The sequence below is a fragment of the Paenibacillus sp. NPDC056579 genome, assembly GCF_042793215.1.
In the GTDB taxonomy this organism is placed as follows: domain Bacteria; phylum Bacillota; class Bacilli; order Paenibacillales; family NBRC-103111; genus Paenibacillus_S.
The window spans coordinates 117,181-131,259 of sequence record NZ_JBHTVD010000012.1; the positions used below are offsets into that span (position 1 = coordinate 117,181).

The following is a 14,079-nucleotide window of genomic DNA, read 5'->3' on the forward strand; positions in this document are numbered from 1 at the left end:
CTATTTGAATCTCCACCCCATTTCTCGTTATAGTAACGGTATATCTCCGCAACAAGGACAAGTCCAAGAAGAAGGTGTACGATTCATGAGAATGCATCTGTTAGTGGCCGACGACGATCCCCATATCCGCGAGCTGCTCCGTTTTCATCTCGATAAGGAGGGCTATGTGGTCCACGAGGCGGAGGACGGCGAGCAGGCTTCACATCGATTAGAAAACGAGCCCATCCATCTTGCCGTCGTCGATATTATGATGCCTTTCAAAAACGGTCTGGAGCTGTGTGAGGAAATCCGTTCCCATTACGATATACCCGTTATTATGTTGACGGCCAAAGGCTCCATGGAGGATAAGGAACAAGGCTTCCTGTCCGGCACGGACGATTACCTCGTGAAGCCTTTCGAGCCGCGGGAGCTTCTGTTCCGAATCAAGGCGCTGCTGCGCCGGTATCAAATGGTTTCGTCGGAGATCATTAAGCTGCGCAATACGACGATTGACCGCAAAAGCTACGAAATCCGGATTGACGACGAGCTCTATACGATTCCGCTAAAGGAATTCGAGCTGCTGTCGCATTTGGCCAGCAATCCGGGACGGATTTACACCCGGGAGCAGCTGCTCCGGCATATTTGGGGCGCCGATTACGAAGGGGACAGCCGCACCATCGATGTGCATATCAAAAGGCTGCGCGACCGTTTTTACGATAAAACGGACGACTTTGTCATTACGACGATAAGGGGACTCGGCTATAAGCTTGAGGTGCAGGAAGGATGAGGACACTCTATACGCGCATCGTCCTAACCTTTATTCTTGTGGCCATGGTCAGCAGTATCATTGCGCTGCTTGTGACGAACGTTTATTACACGGCCCAAATCCGCGAATACAATGAGGATAAAATCGTCCGCATTGCCCAGGAAATTCGCTCTTTGCTGGAAGAGACGCCCGATACGAGGATGGAAGCATTGCTGCCCCGCATCGCCAACATGGGCTTTCAAATCTACGCTGTCGACAGCGGGCTTCGCGGCACCTTCTACGGAGCTCCGTTCAAGCATCAAGCCTTCGATATGGACATAGCCCGGCGGGTGCTGGCAGGGGAAACGTACCGCGGGCTGGAGGAAGAGCGGCATTGGCTTATGGTGACCGGCTTCTTCGAGAACAGCCTGCGAAACACCGCCGGCATCCCCCTGCAATCGGGCGGGCAAGCCTATGCATTGTTCATCCGTCCGAATCTGGAGGAGCAGATCGGCGAGGTTCGTATCCTTATGGGGCTGCTCTTAGGCTTGACCTTCCTGTTCAGCATCGGACTGATCATTCTGCTGACCCGCTATATCGTAAAGCCGCTCCAGCTGCTGACTGGCGCAACGAACAAGATCGTCGGCGGCAATTATAATATCGAGATCGATATGTCGAGGAAAGACGAGATCGGCAATTTGGCCCGGCATTTTACGCACATGGCCGGTTCCCTGAAGCGGCTCGAGCAAATGCGCCAGGAGTTCGTCGCCAACGTGTCGCACGAGATTCAGTCTCCGCTGACATCCATTCAAGGATTCGCCCAAACGATGCTTCAAAAGGAAACGTCGCCCGAGGAAGAGGCGAAATATTTGAAAATCATCGAGGAGGAGAGCCGGCGCCTGTCTTCCTTAAGCCAGCAGCTGCTCACCCTAGCATCGCTCGATAAAGAAGAAACCGTGCTGAAGCTGTCGTCCTATCGGCTGGATGAACAAATCCGTCAGGCGTTACTGCTGCTGGAGTGGCAGTGGAGCGAGAAGGAGCTGCACATTGAGCTCGATTTGCCCGATGTCGTCATTCAAGCCGACGAGCAGCTGCTGTATCAAGTATGGCTGAATCTGCTCGGCAATAGCATCAAGTTCAGCCGCAAAGGCGATTCGCTTCGCGTTGCCATGACGGTCGAGGAGCGGCATATAGCCGTCACGGTCAGCGATACGGGTGTCGGTATTCCGGCAAGCGAAGTCCCCTATGTGTTCGACCGTTTCTACAAGGCGGATAAAGCAAGAAACCGCACCCGTTCGGGCAGCGGCCTCGGCTTGTCCATCGTCAAAAAAATCGTCGAGCTGCAGAACGGCACGGTCGAGGTTTCATCCAGCGAGCCTGGAAAAGGAACTGTCGTAACGGTCCGGCTCCCGTTTCTGTAACATTCCGTTCATCGTCCATTCATATTGGTGTCCTACAATTTCACTTGTGAGAGGGACGATATGGTGTGACGATGAGCTGCTGCTCCATCGCATTCCCTTAGGCGTCCAACAGGCTTACTCGACAAAAAAGGGAGTGGATTCGATGTTTGGTTTTATGTTGTTTTTACATTTAACCGGATTATTCGTTTGGCTGGGCTCATTGCTCGCCGTTATCGTTGTACTGCCGCTGCTGCAAAAGCAAACCAGCCCGGATACGGGCGGCTTCGTGATGAAGCGGTTGATCCGGGTGTTCAGCTGGCTGTCTCATCCGAGCGCCGTCGTTGTGCTTGGAAGCGGAGTCTACATGATCGTGCAGATGGGCGTAGGATCGGAAAAGCCGCTATGGCTTAACGCGATGGAAAAAGGCGGCGGCATGATCATCGTGCTCGCGCTTCTTGTCACCGGCATCCTGAGCGGCAAGGTGAAGAAAAGGCTGGATCAGGGACATCATCAAGCCGCGGCAGTCCCGCTGTCCGGATACATTACAACGTTATCCGTCTTTATGGTCCTGATCGTATCGATAGTGTTCATTGTAAGTATGAAACTTTAACTTGTCCGGGGGCGCGGCTTCAGCTGCAGCCCCTTTTCCATGTATCGGGATAGCTCGGACAATGGATCACCGATGCGGACCCCGGCAGCTTCTTCCGCTCTCCCGGCTGCGCCCGCCATCGACAGCTGAGCCGCCCACAGCTGATGGTCCGGGTGCTCTGCCGCCAAATTCATCAGCCCCTCCGTAACCTTGCTCAGGTACGTCTCTTTGTCCCCCCGCATCAGTATATCGAAGGTACCTTCCAGCAAATGAGTCCTAACGGGAAGCTCCATCCCTCTTCCCTCTGCATATTGAATCAAACGGCGGACCGTCCCGTCCACGGTTGCGGGATTCGTGAACACCAGCAGCGGCGGACGCCCTTCAGCACATATCGCTTCGAACAAAGGATCGTCGATTCTAACGACGGGAATGGAGACAGGTAGTGCATCGCTGTCGGGCATATGAGCCGTAAAAAAGGTGCAGGTTACCAGAATCGCATCCACATGGGCGGATTCGACCCATACCAGCGTATCCTGTATTCGAGCTTGCGCCGTTTCGACCGGGAAAGCCGCATCCGACTTGCGCCGGTCAAGTCCCGGATCGACGAAATGCACCAGCTCGACGTCGAAGGGCTCCATGGCCTGCTGAATATAGTCTATATTCGAATAATGGGCATGATAGCATCCTATGGTCTGTTTCATGTAGTGTCCTCCGTCCGTGTGAATCTAGACTATCGGTTCGAATCGGATGATGCCGGTGCCTGTTTAGAGTCCGTGGAATCGGATGCTGGCTTGCTCCCCTCCTTCTGATCCTGCGATGAATCTTGAGATGCCGGATTCCGGTTCACGCCTGATGAACCCGGCTGTTGATTTTTATCCGACGAGGTTCGATTGCCGGTCGTCATACCCGGCTCCTGTTCGCGGTCAGCTGTTTCCTTCTGCTGCGTGCCATTGACGGAAGACGGCTTTTTGCCGCTATCCGTCTGCGGCTTTCCGGCCGTCCCGGAGGAAGTCTTGCTGCCGGTCGAGCTTTTGGTCGCAGAGGAACCGTAAGTGGACTGGCTTACGCTGGATTTGCCTGTCGTCGTTGATTTGGGAGGAGTTGTAACACCGCTCGATTTCGAGCTCCCTGGTGCCGGTTTGACGGTGCCGTATGTACTGGTGTTTGTCGTATCCTCTTTCTCTTCAAACGAATCTTCCTTCGTTGGCGGCGAAACGGTTTCCCCCAGCTCCAGCTTCAAGGCGTTGCTTGCCTGCTCTATGTCTTCTTTTTTGACGATGACATACGGGCTTTCCCACACACCCTCAAGATGGATGTAATCGACGTTCGACGGATTCATGTTGAAGTAGGTGCTGATCAAATCGCGAATTTGCGAGGCCGGCACATCCGTGCGCATATGATTGCCTACCGTCCCAATGATTTGCGACAGCTTCGTGATCCCTCCGGCACTCTTCAACGAGTCGAGCATGACTCCGAGCACCTGCTGCTGCCTCTGGTTGCGTTCCAAATCGCTGGAATCCTGCGTATCGCGGTTGGACTTGCGGTACCTGACAAAATCAAGCACCTGCTTGCCGTTCAGCTTCGATACGCCTTTCTTCAAATTGATATTCGTGCCGTCTTCGTCGTCGACATAGCGCATATCCATATCGACATCGATCGTCAAGCCTCCGAGAATGTCTACGGTTTGACGGAAGCCGTCGAAATCTATCGTCATGGCATAATCGATCGGGATGCCCAGAAGCTCCTGGAACACCTTTTTCGTATTGGCAAAAGCCGTATCTTTGTCTGAATTGTAGAAGTATGGATAATAGTAGTTCGCTTTGCGTTCAGGCAGCCCTTTCGGATCAAGCTGCATATCCCGCGGAATGGAGACAAGTGTGGCGGACTGATCGTTCGGATTGACTGTAACGACCATCATGACATCGGAATTCAAGCTGCCCGACTCTACACGATGATCGATTCCCATAAGAAGAAATGTAAGCGGTTTTACTTTAGCGGATTCGGCTACCGCGACCTGCTCCGGCGTGCCAATTTTTTCTATGACTTCATTCGTATCCTGAACTAAGCTGTAGGCGTAGACGCCGACTGTAGCGGCACCGACGAGGAGACAAGACAGTGCGATCTTGACAATTCTTTTAACCATTCGTATCGTATCCCTCATTTCACAAAAAAACATGGTTACGATTATAAACGTTAAACATTAAAATAACATGACAAAAACATTAAAATTTCGCGAGTTTGTCTATCGTTGTCCAAATCGTGTCGTATTGCGCTGCTTCCCCGCCGCTACAGCAGCGGAAGAAGCAAGCCTCCCAGCGCCGCAGCAGCGACAACAAGCCAAGGCGGCAGCTTCCAAAAGACCAAGCCGCCGAACAGGACAAGCGCTAGGCCGAAATCGGCCGGCGATTCCACGGCGCTCGTCCATACCGGGTCGTACAGCGCTGCGAGCAATATGCCGACGACAGCCGCATGAACACCGGTTAACGCCGCCCTTACCGCCGGCTGCGACCGCAGCCGGTCCCAGAACGGAAGCACGCCGATGACCAATAGGAAGGCGGGCAAGAAGATCGCGAGCGTCGCCATAACCGCACCCGGCCATCCGCCGATGACCATGCCCAAATAGGCGGCGAACGTGAACAATGGTCCCGGGACAGCCTGAGCTGCTCCATATCCTGCAAGAAACTGCTCCTGGCTCATCCAGCCGGACGGGACCACTTCCTTCTCCAGCAGCGGCAGCACGACGTGCCCGCCGCCGAATACCAGCGAGCCGGACCGGTAGAAGCTATCCGCTATAGCAATAAGCTGGGAGCCTGTGCCGGCGTTCAGAAGCGGAAGCCCGATAAGCAGAAGCGCAAACGCCAATAATGCGCTAACCGCCAATTTCATGCCGGGAACACGGTCTTTCCCCTGGATAGTCTGCTTCGGACCGGACTCCTGTCCGCCGGTATGCCGATACAACAGCCATCCTGCCATAGCCGACGCGACGATGACGGTCAATTGCGCGGCGGCGGAAGACCACATCAGCAAAATGACGGCAGATAGGACGGCAACAGCCGCTTTCCATCTGTCCGTTACGAACGATTTGCCCATCCCCCATACTGCTTGCGCAACTATCGCTACCGCTGCCAGCTTCAGTCCGTGAATCCACCCGGAAGCACCGGGATCGACGGCCTGGTACAATGCAGCGAACAGCGCTAACGCAAGCGCCGATGGAAGCGTGAAGCCAAGCCATGCTATGAGACCGCCCAGCATTCCGCCGCGGTAGTAGCCGATTCCGATGCCAACCTGGCTGCTGGCAGGCCCGGGAAGAAACTGGCATAATGCAACCAGATCGGCATAGCTTTGCTCATCCATCCATCGCTTTCTCTGCACGTACTCGTCGCGGAAATAGCCCAAATGAGCGACAGGGCCACCGAAGGACGTAAGCCCGAGCCGCAAAGATACCTTTCCTATTTCAAGCCAAGCCCTCCAACGATTCACCGCAAGCTCCCGCCTTTTCCCGTAGGTTCCGATTGGGTATATTCTCCTATTCAGATTACCATTCAATCGACACGAGGTAAACAGAGAAATCGACAATTAATCGCGAAAGCCCCCGTCGGAATGAATGATTTGTCCCGTGATCCATTCCGCCTCGCTGCTGGCAAGAAAAGCGACCAGTCGCGCCGCATCCTCCGGTCTGCCGAGACGGCCCATCGGAAATTTGGGACGCAGCAGCGTTTTCAACTCATCCGTCATCCAGCCGGAGTCGGTTGGCCCCGGATCCACCGCATTGACTGTAATGTTCAATGGTGCCACCTCCGCTGCCAGCGATACGGTAAAGGCCGAGATCGCTCCCTTCGACGCGACATAAGCCAGCTCTCCAGGCATCGGGCCTTTATCCTGACCCGAGACCATATTGATGATCCGTCCCCCGCCGCCGGAAGACGGGTCGAAACGCTGTGCGAATACCGCGCTCAGAAGGCACGCGGCCCGCACATTGACGGCGTAATGCGCATCCAGAATGTCGGCGCTTAGTTGCTGATATCCGTCTCTCGTGGAATGCGCCGCGTTATTGACAAGGACGGTCGGATTCCCGAGCTTCCCGGCGGCTGTATCCAAGATCCGGTACGGCGAATCCGGCGACGACATGTCGATCTCCAAATGCTCCGCCTTCACACCGGACGCTCGGAGTTCTTCGCACAGCTTCTCCGGCCAATGCTCTGCCGCTCCCCACTCCATCGTCCTGTCATAGGCACGCCAATGGGTGAACAGCACATCGGCTCCATCCTGCGCCAGAGTGCGGCATATTGCTGTACCGATGCCGAGCGGCCGGCTCACTCCCGTAACGATCGCCACATGCCCTTTCAATCTTTCAGCCTTTGAAGTCATAGCTCTCATCCTTTCCAGTTAACATAAGGTTTCTTTCATTATGAAAGAGAACTGCTTCTCCGTAAAAGAGCTTATTTGGCTAGCAACGAAATTCGCCGCTTCTATTCAAAGAAAAAACAGCCCGAATACCGGTCGCAACCGGGCTTCGGACTGTTATTTCATTCTATTGGTCTTCCAGCAGCTTAGGCTCGCTGCTTTTATCGCATCTGCCGCGGCTGCAGCGTATTGGCATTGGTAATCTCAACGGTTTGCATGGCTTGCGTCAGCTGCTCCTGCACCTGCTTGAGCTCCTGCTCATGCTGATGATGATGCTCGCTGATCTGTGCGTCGAGCTGGCTTTGAGCCTGCTCTACGGCTCGCTGCGCCGTCTCCAGCTGCTGAATGGCGGTGGCGAGCTTTCGCGGGTTCGATTCCTGCTGGGCGTGGCGGACCGCCATCTCGGCATCCTTCGCAACCTGAATGGCTTTCTCGGCATTATCGACGACATGACGAAGCGGCATTTGATGCTGGTTTACCTCTGTCACAGGACGCACTTCCTCTCGGTTGAAGTCTTTGAAGTCTCAACCTTAAGATGCTCCGAAACGCCGGACTTCATTCCTGTGAGCCGGTCTATACGGACCGCTGCCGCTCGTAAATAACAAATTCGTAATCGTAAGGATTTTTCTCATCGCGCGGCCCTTTTTCCCGTGAGAGCACGCGCCATTCAGAAGCATCGACCGGATCCAAAAACGTATCGGCCTCAAACGTATGTGCGATTTCCGTTATGTACAGTTTGTCGGCATGCGGCATAAACATCCGGAACACTTCAGCGCCTCCGATAACGAACAGTTCTCCGCTTTCCGCCTCTGAGCCGTACCGTTCAAGCGCTTCCTCCACGGAATGTACCATTTCGCAGCCTTCCGCCGCAAATCCACGGTCCCTCGTCATGACGACATTACGCCGCTTGGGAAGAGGTCTTCCGATGGATTCATAGGTTTTGCGCCCCATAAGGATCGTATGTCCGGTCGTAACTCTTTTGAAAAATGCCAGGTCCGCAGGCAAATGCCAAGGCAGTTTGTTGTTGACGCCAATGCCGCGGCGCTCGTCCATGGCAACTATAAAAGAAATAATCATCGTCAGCCTCTATTCCTTGGAAAGTACTTGTATGGTCTAAACTTCCTGTATCATACCATACTCTACTCCCCTGCACTATAAAGACGCCGTTGCGCCTGCTTCATACATCTCGGTTTTGTTGGCGTTTTCATAAAGCTTCAGCTTTTTATAAATGTAATAGTGTCTTGAACAGTATCCCTTGGATACGGCGTGTCCCTTACAATTGATCCATTGGCACTGCTTAGGCTCTTTTTTTGTTTTTTTACGGATTATGTTAGGATTTCCGTTGCGCAGAAGCCGTTGATGATGCGTCGAGCACAAGCCTTTTGCTTTTAACGCCCGGTCGCATCCTTCGATCATACATCGTTTCACGGTAGATTCCACTCCTTTGTCATAGTTAGTTTCGAAGCTCTTTGGAATGGAGCGGAAATGATTCATATTTATTATACGAATAAATCTTTTATCATAAAAATCGTTTAGTTGGTTAAGAATCGGTAACAGCAGCCCGTTATTGTCCAATTGATTCTATTCATGGCGAATCTGTTAATCGAGGTTAAATTATTAACTTATTATGCGAAAAGTCCCTTTGGGCCAAGGATCATTATAAAATGGTAACTATAGGCTCTTGTTTGTTGCACGATATCATTTGTATACTGGTACACGTCTCTTAACTTACACAGCAGGAGAGGGTTATTTTGCTAACCGTTGAAGCTTTGGTCCGTATAATCAAGAAACCTATGGGAATCATTCGGATAGAGGCCAACAAGCTCTCTTTCGTGGAAATAAACGAACCTTTATGCAATATTTCGGGCTATTCCAAAGAGGAATTAATGCAGATGGACCCGAGCCGTCTGCTCATTAAAAAATACGATACACCGCCCGCGGTTCAATTATACCGGCTTCCGCACGGCTTTTTCGTCAAATCGGAGACGTCCGTGCTGTCCAAATGCAATATCGAGGTGTTTTTCGAAACCGAGGCATATCGCGTCGATGACGGCGATGATAAGCTGCTGGTCGTGTTCATAAATAATATCAGCGCAAAAAAATGGATCGAAAAGCAAATCGCCGCTCAGCCGATCCTCTGTTCCGGAATTATTAACCATAACTATATCATTCAGCATTACGATATTTATTTCGATCCGATCGTCCGGCATCAGAGCAAGTACATGAACATCTCTATCTTCGAAACAATCGCCGCGGAGCAGCATGAGCTGGTACGGCAAGCGTTAAAGGAAATCTCGGATACGAGGCACACGAAACAATTGATTCTGCGTACGACGAAGCTGGACGATCAAATCGAGCTGGAGATGAAAATTACCATCCATCCTCTCTTTGACGGCTTCGGCAATTTGCAGGAGATTGCGTTTGTCATCAGCCACTTGAAGCCATTCGACGAAACCGAGGATCCTTCCGTCCGGTTGAAAATTATTATGGCTCAGCGCAACATTACCGCCCAATGGCTGTCCGAGGCTACCGGCATTACGATTCAGACGATCTCCAAACTGCGCAACGGCAAAATCAAAAAGCCGCAGCAGCTGACCGCCAAGCTGATCGCTTCGGAGCTGGGCGTCTCCGTATCCGATATTTGGTCGGAAACTAGGCGGGGATAACTTCCGGGCTTGCTTTATAGACAAAATAAAAAATCGGTCCTCCCCCAGGAGAGACCGATTTTTTTGCTGCTATGCTGCAGCCCAAGCTTAAATCGCTATTGGCGCCTTAATACCAGGATGAGCCTGGTAGCCTGTGAACTCGAAATCTTCGAACCGGTAGTCGAAAATCGATTCCGGCTTCCGGTGGATGACGAGCTTCGGCTGCGGGAACGGCTCCCTGGTCAACTGCAGCTTCACCTGCTCCAGATGATTCAAATAAATGTGGACGTCGCCGCCGGTCCATACCAGCTCTCCGACCTCCAGGTCGCATTGCTGCGCCACCATATGGGTCAACAAGGCATAGGACGCCAAATTAAACGGCAGACCGAGGAACGTATCCACCGATCGCATTTGAAACATGCACGACAACCGGCCGTTCGCTACATAGAACTGAAACGCATAGTGACATGGAGGCAAAGCCATGCCGTCTACCTCCGCAGGATTCCATGCGCTGACCAGATGGCGCCGCGAGTCCGGATTGGAGCGGATCTGGGCAATCAGATTCGTAATCTGATCGACGACCTGTCCGTTCGGCCCCTGCCATGTACGCCACTGGGCTCCGTATACGCGGCCCAAATTCCCTTCCGCATCCGCCCATTCATCCCAGATGGTGACCCCGTTGTCACGCAAATATTGAATGTTCGTGTTCCCGCTCAAAAACCACAGCAGTTCATGAACGATGGATCTCATATGGAGTTTTTTGGTCGTTAACAGCGGGAAGCCCTGCTGCAGATCGAATCTCATCTGCCTCCCGAATACGGAAATCGTTCCGGTTCCGGTACGATCCCCCTTTTGCACGCCGTTGTCCAATATATCTTGAAGTAAAGTTAGATAAGATTTCATGTGCCACCTCAATTTACGGAATCATCTATCCATTATAGCAAAGGACGGGCCAAAATAGCAGTCCTTATTCCGACTAAGGTACCGCTCGTTATGTGCCGTATAGGTCTTCCACTACCGGATCGTCTCCGAACGCATCGCTCAGCAGCAGCCGGATCAGGCGCTCTGCAGCTTCTTCGGGAGTTTTGAGCCATCCTTTGGTTTTATACATGGCAAACGTGTCCGCCGCCGCAAACCGGCTTACATCCTGCGTCCTCGCCTCCTCCTGCAGCGCCGTATCGATCAGTCCGGGCCATGCCGAGACGATTCGAACATTCTCCAGAGCGACAGTGCGGGTAAACGTGTCCAGCCCAGCCTTCGCCGCCGAATAACAGCTCATCCCCGGGCACAAATATTTGACGGAAGCCGACGATACGTTAAGAATACGCTTTTCCGCAGGGTAGCGGCCCATATGGTTCATCAAGCTGGCGGTCAGCAGCATCGGAGCCAGCAAATTCACATGCACATTCGCAGCAATGACATCCGGCTCACAATGACCGATGGCAGCTAGCGGCTCGACCACGGCCGCATTGTTAATTAAGTGCACGGTCTCCGTTTGCTGCGGATCCACTGCTGCCGCAATGCCCTTCATCAGCCCGTCCAGCCCGTTGCTGCAGCTTAGATCGAATGGCACATAGTGAACGTTGCCGTACTTTCGCACCAACGCTTCATTGACGGTTCTCGATATGCAAAATAGGGTATGGCCGGCAGAGGCAAGACGTTCCGCCATGGCTTGTCCTATTCCGCGCGATGCGCCTGTTATGATGAACACTTTCATTGCCGTTCCTCCCATGGCTCATGCATTTTTTAGTACCAACTACTAATACTTAATATTAAATTACTCTCTTATATGGCAGACGTCAATTCCTTCTATACCTCCTCCTCTCAGTTCTGAGGTATAATGATAGCCATAGACAGATAACGGGAGTGGATAACCATGTATAAAATGCTGGCGATCGATATCGACGATACGCTCATCAATGATGCCAAAGAAGTAACCGAAGGAACGAAGCAGGCTTTGGCGGACGCCATCGCGCACGGGGTTACGGTAACGCTCGCGACCGGGCGCATGTACGCTTCGGCCAAGCAGCTGGCCGCCCAGCTGGAGCTGAATGTGCCGCTCATTACTTATAACGGCTCGCTTGTCAAAAATTCCGTGGACGGGCGCGTCCTATATGAGCAATCGGTTCCGATGGAGGCGGCGCGGACGATTTTCGATTATTGCGAACGCAACGGACTGCATCTGCAAACTTACAACGATGACGTGTTGTATGTAAAAGAAGACAACGACAAGATTAAAGCTTATTCGGAATTATCCAAAATTCCTTATACCGTATATCCATCATTTTCCGAGTTGGTCAACAGGCCTTCCAGCAAGCTGTTGATCATCGACGATCCAGCCAAGCTGGATGAAGTGGCTGTCGAGCTGCGCAGCCTGATCGTAGGACAAGTGCATATTACGAAATCGAAGCCGAACTTCCTGGAGATCATCCACCATCAAGGTACGAAAGGCGATGCGCTCCGTTACCTGGCCGGACAATTCGGCTACGACATGTCCCAGGTCATTGCCGTCGGCGACGGCTCGAACGACCGCGAAATGCTGGAGGCCGCCGGACTTGGCGTAGCGATGGGCAATGCTTCGGCAGCATTGAAGCAAATCGCCAACTACGTTACGCTGAGCAATAACGAAGACGGAGTCAAGCACGTAGTGGATAAGTTCGTCCTGCAAACCGTTTCATAAAAGGCGCATCGCTCATAAATAGACAAAAAAATACGCAGCTCGCGGGATTCGATCTCCGCGGCTGCTTATTTTTTGTAAATGTATAATAGCTATTATGGCTTGCTGTTGCCCGCCGCCGAGCGCGCATAGGCTTCGTATTGCTGCTTTGCATCCGTAATGACGACATCGCCTCCGTGGCATACGCTGACCAATCGCGGATTGACCTCGGTTATGACGGAGCCGCTCTCAACCGCCTGCGCCATATCGGCCGTAAACATAGGCATCGGCCGGTTCAGCCTGCCTTTCTTGGAGGTGAACAGGTCGCCCGCCAGCAGCACGCGATCTTGTTCGTGGAAATAAGCGACATGCCCCGGGGAATGTCCCGGCGTATGGAGAACCGTCAGCCCGGCTGCTGCAGCGATTTGGCTATCGATGCTTTGAACGAGCCCCGGCTCCGTAAGGTGCTCTGCTTTTTTCCTGCCAGGGTAGGGAAGCCGCCCCTCCATATACGGAATCTCCGTCTCGTGAGCATAGACGGGCACGGGGAGAGCTTCGCGGATTTTGCGGATGCCTCCTGTATGATCCGAATGGCCGTGGGTCAGCAGGATGCGCTTAAGAGGAGCGTTCAGTTCACGGAAGCATCTTTGCAAGCCTCCCGCCATCATCGAAATGCCGGTATCGACCAGTGTCAGCCCTTCATCGGATTTGACAACCCATACGTTTACAGGAATGATCATCCAAATGCTGCATCTCCACACATGCTCAGATATTTGTTCGATTTTCATCGTTATTTCCTCCCCGTTTTGTCTTTCGGCTTCTTGCCCTGCTTTGCATCCTGCTTTCGCTTCTTCTCGATACCGAATACCACGATCTCTATCCCTTGATCCAGTATCGGAACGAGTCTTGCATACAGCGGCTCGATTTCCTCTTCGTTCCCGATGTAGGTCGTAACCATGCCATGCAGCATATAAAAGAAAATCCGCGTATAATTCGTCTTCTCTTCCTCCGCATCCGCTTCGATGACCCGATTCAACGCGTCCGCCAAATACCGGAACACTTGATTGCGATGCTTGTTCACTTCGCTCTCAGGGTCCGCCTCGTCCACACGAACGGATTTCACGCTAATTATGACGGTTACCATACTCTTGTGGGATAGGCAGAACAGAAGAAACTGCCGGCTGATCTCCTTCAGCGCCTCCATTGGCGGCAGCTCCGTCCGTTCCGTAACGGCCCGCATCGCCTCTTCCAAGCTTAGCAGCGGCGGCAGCGCCAGCTGCTCAAGCAAGGCTTCCTTATCCTTGTAGTACAAGTAAATGGTCGTATGCGAGCAGCCCGCCTCCTTGGCGATCTCTCTCATCGTTACCGAATCGTATCCCTTCGACGTGAACAGGTTGCCTGCAGCCTCCCGGATACGATTCCTCGTCTCCTCGGAACGGAGCTCCTGACGTGACTTCCCGGTCTTTGTGTCCATCTATGATATCCTCCCGCACTCAATTATAACCAACGGTTACTAACCTATGGTTATAATATAACCAATGGTTATGTTTATTGCAAGCCTATTTTTATTTTTTTAACGCTCATTATTTTCGATGCATGTTCGATTCCAGCCCAAGATAGATTTCCATCCATTTTTTTACAGTGACTTATCAATCGTTATG

At 52.5% G+C, this 14,079-nt stretch carries 15 protein-coding genes; 5 read left to right on the forward strand and 10 right to left on the reverse strand.

The annotated features are described in order from the left end of the window. Positions 1-85: 85 nt before the first annotated feature. The 3 genes from ACFQ88_RS32810 to ACFQ88_RS32820 all read left to right on the forward strand — a co-directional run bounded on the left by ACFQ88_RS32810 (position 86) and on the right by ACFQ88_RS32820 (position 2,734). Positions 86-766 (forward strand): response regulator transcription factor, encoded by a 681-nt coding sequence (locus ACFQ88_RS32810; RefSeq protein WP_239629738.1) that lies wholly within the window; start codon positions 86-88, stop codon positions 764-766. Further along, a complete protein-coding gene (locus ACFQ88_RS32815) occupies positions 763-2,145 on the forward strand; it encodes a sensor histidine kinase (protein ID WP_379461137.1) in 1,383 nt (460 codons plus the stop codon). Before ACFQ88_RS32810 ends, ACFQ88_RS32815 begins: the two co-directional genes overlap by 4 nt. A gap of 142 nt (positions 2,146-2,287) precedes the next feature. Then, the gene (locus tag ACFQ88_RS32820) at positions 2,288-2,734 is read left to right on the forward strand and encodes a hypothetical protein (protein ID WP_379461139.1); all 447 of its coding nucleotides are present in this window, start codon (positions 2,288-2,290) and stop codon (positions 2,732-2,734) included. Here ACFQ88_RS32820 and ACFQ88_RS32825 read toward each other — a convergent pair. From ACFQ88_RS32825 to ACFQ88_RS32850, 6 genes are all read right to left on the reverse strand, one after another. Further along, positions 2,731-3,414, reverse strand: a complete 684-nt coding sequence (locus ACFQ88_RS32825) for an aspartate/glutamate racemase family protein (protein ID WP_379461141.1) — start codon at positions 3,412-3,414, stop codon at positions 2,731-2,733. The genes ACFQ88_RS32820 and ACFQ88_RS32825 overlap by 4 nt on opposite strands. A gap of 29 nt (positions 3,415-3,443) precedes the next feature. Then, positions 3,444-4,856: an LCP family glycopolymer transferase gene (locus tag ACFQ88_RS32830; protein ID WP_379461143.1), complete on the reverse strand. Its 1,413-nt coding sequence runs from the start codon at positions 4,854-4,856 to the stop codon at positions 3,444-3,446. 143 nt (positions 4,857-4,999) lie between these two features. Beyond that, a complete protein-coding gene (gene chrA, locus ACFQ88_RS32835; protein WP_379461145.1) occupies positions 5,000-6,193 on the reverse strand; it encodes a chromate efflux transporter in 1,194 nt (397 codons plus the stop codon). A gap of 96 nt (positions 6,194-6,289) precedes the next feature. Continuing rightward, a complete protein-coding gene (locus ACFQ88_RS32840; protein WP_379461147.1) occupies positions 6,290-7,081 on the reverse strand; it encodes an SDR family oxidoreductase in 792 nt (263 codons plus the stop codon). Between the two features lie 197 nt (positions 7,082-7,278). Then, positions 7,279-7,605, reverse strand: a complete 327-nt coding sequence (locus ACFQ88_RS32845) for a hypothetical protein (RefSeq protein WP_239629754.1) — start codon at positions 7,603-7,605, stop codon at positions 7,279-7,281. Positions 7,606-7,690: 85 nt separating this feature from the next. Next, the gene (locus ACFQ88_RS32850; RefSeq protein WP_239629756.1) at positions 7,691-8,194 is read right to left on the reverse strand and encodes a dihydrofolate reductase; all 504 of its coding nucleotides are present in this window, start codon (positions 8,192-8,194) and stop codon (positions 7,691-7,693) included. A gap of 674 nt (positions 8,195-8,868) precedes the next feature. On the opposite strand from ACFQ88_RS32850, the gene ACFQ88_RS32855 reads away from it, so the two are divergent. Next, on the forward strand, positions 8,869-9,783 hold the full coding sequence (locus ACFQ88_RS32855) for a helix-turn-helix domain-containing protein (protein ID WP_379461150.1): 915 nt from the start codon (positions 8,869-8,871) through the stop codon (positions 9,781-9,783). Between the two features lie 87 nt (positions 9,784-9,870). Here ACFQ88_RS32855 and thyA read toward each other — a convergent pair whose 3' ends face one another. Then, positions 9,871-10,665 (reverse strand): thymidylate synthase, encoded by a 795-nt coding sequence (gene thyA / locus ACFQ88_RS32860; protein WP_239629761.1) that lies wholly within the window; start codon positions 10,663-10,665, stop codon positions 9,871-9,873. Positions 10,666-10,753: 88 nt separating this feature from the next. Then, complete coding sequence (locus tag ACFQ88_RS32865) at positions 10,754-11,479, reverse strand: SDR family NAD(P)-dependent oxidoreductase (RefSeq protein ID WP_379461152.1); 726 nt, start codon at positions 11,477-11,479, stop codon at positions 10,754-10,756. Between the two features lie 159 nt (positions 11,480-11,638). Between ACFQ88_RS32865 and ACFQ88_RS32870 the strand changes: the two genes are divergently transcribed. Further along, on the forward strand, positions 11,639-12,442 hold the full coding sequence (locus ACFQ88_RS32870; RefSeq protein WP_239629765.1) for a Cof-type HAD-IIB family hydrolase: 804 nt from the start codon (positions 11,639-11,641) through the stop codon (positions 12,440-12,442). Positions 12,443-12,534: 92 nt separating this feature from the next. Here ACFQ88_RS32870 and ACFQ88_RS32875 read toward each other — a convergent pair whose 3' ends face one another. Further along, positions 12,535-13,206: an MBL fold metallo-hydrolase gene (locus ACFQ88_RS32875; RefSeq protein WP_379461155.1), complete on the reverse strand. Its 672-nt coding sequence runs from the start codon at positions 13,204-13,206 to the stop codon at positions 12,535-12,537. A gap of 2 nt (positions 13,207-13,208) precedes the next feature. Beyond that, positions 13,209-13,892 carry a TetR/AcrR family transcriptional regulator gene (locus ACFQ88_RS32880; protein WP_379461157.1) on the reverse strand — a complete coding sequence of 228 codons (684 nt, stop codon included), beginning with the start codon at positions 13,890-13,892 and terminating at the stop codon, positions 13,209-13,211. Between the last annotated feature and the right edge of the window lie 187 nt (positions 13,893-14,079).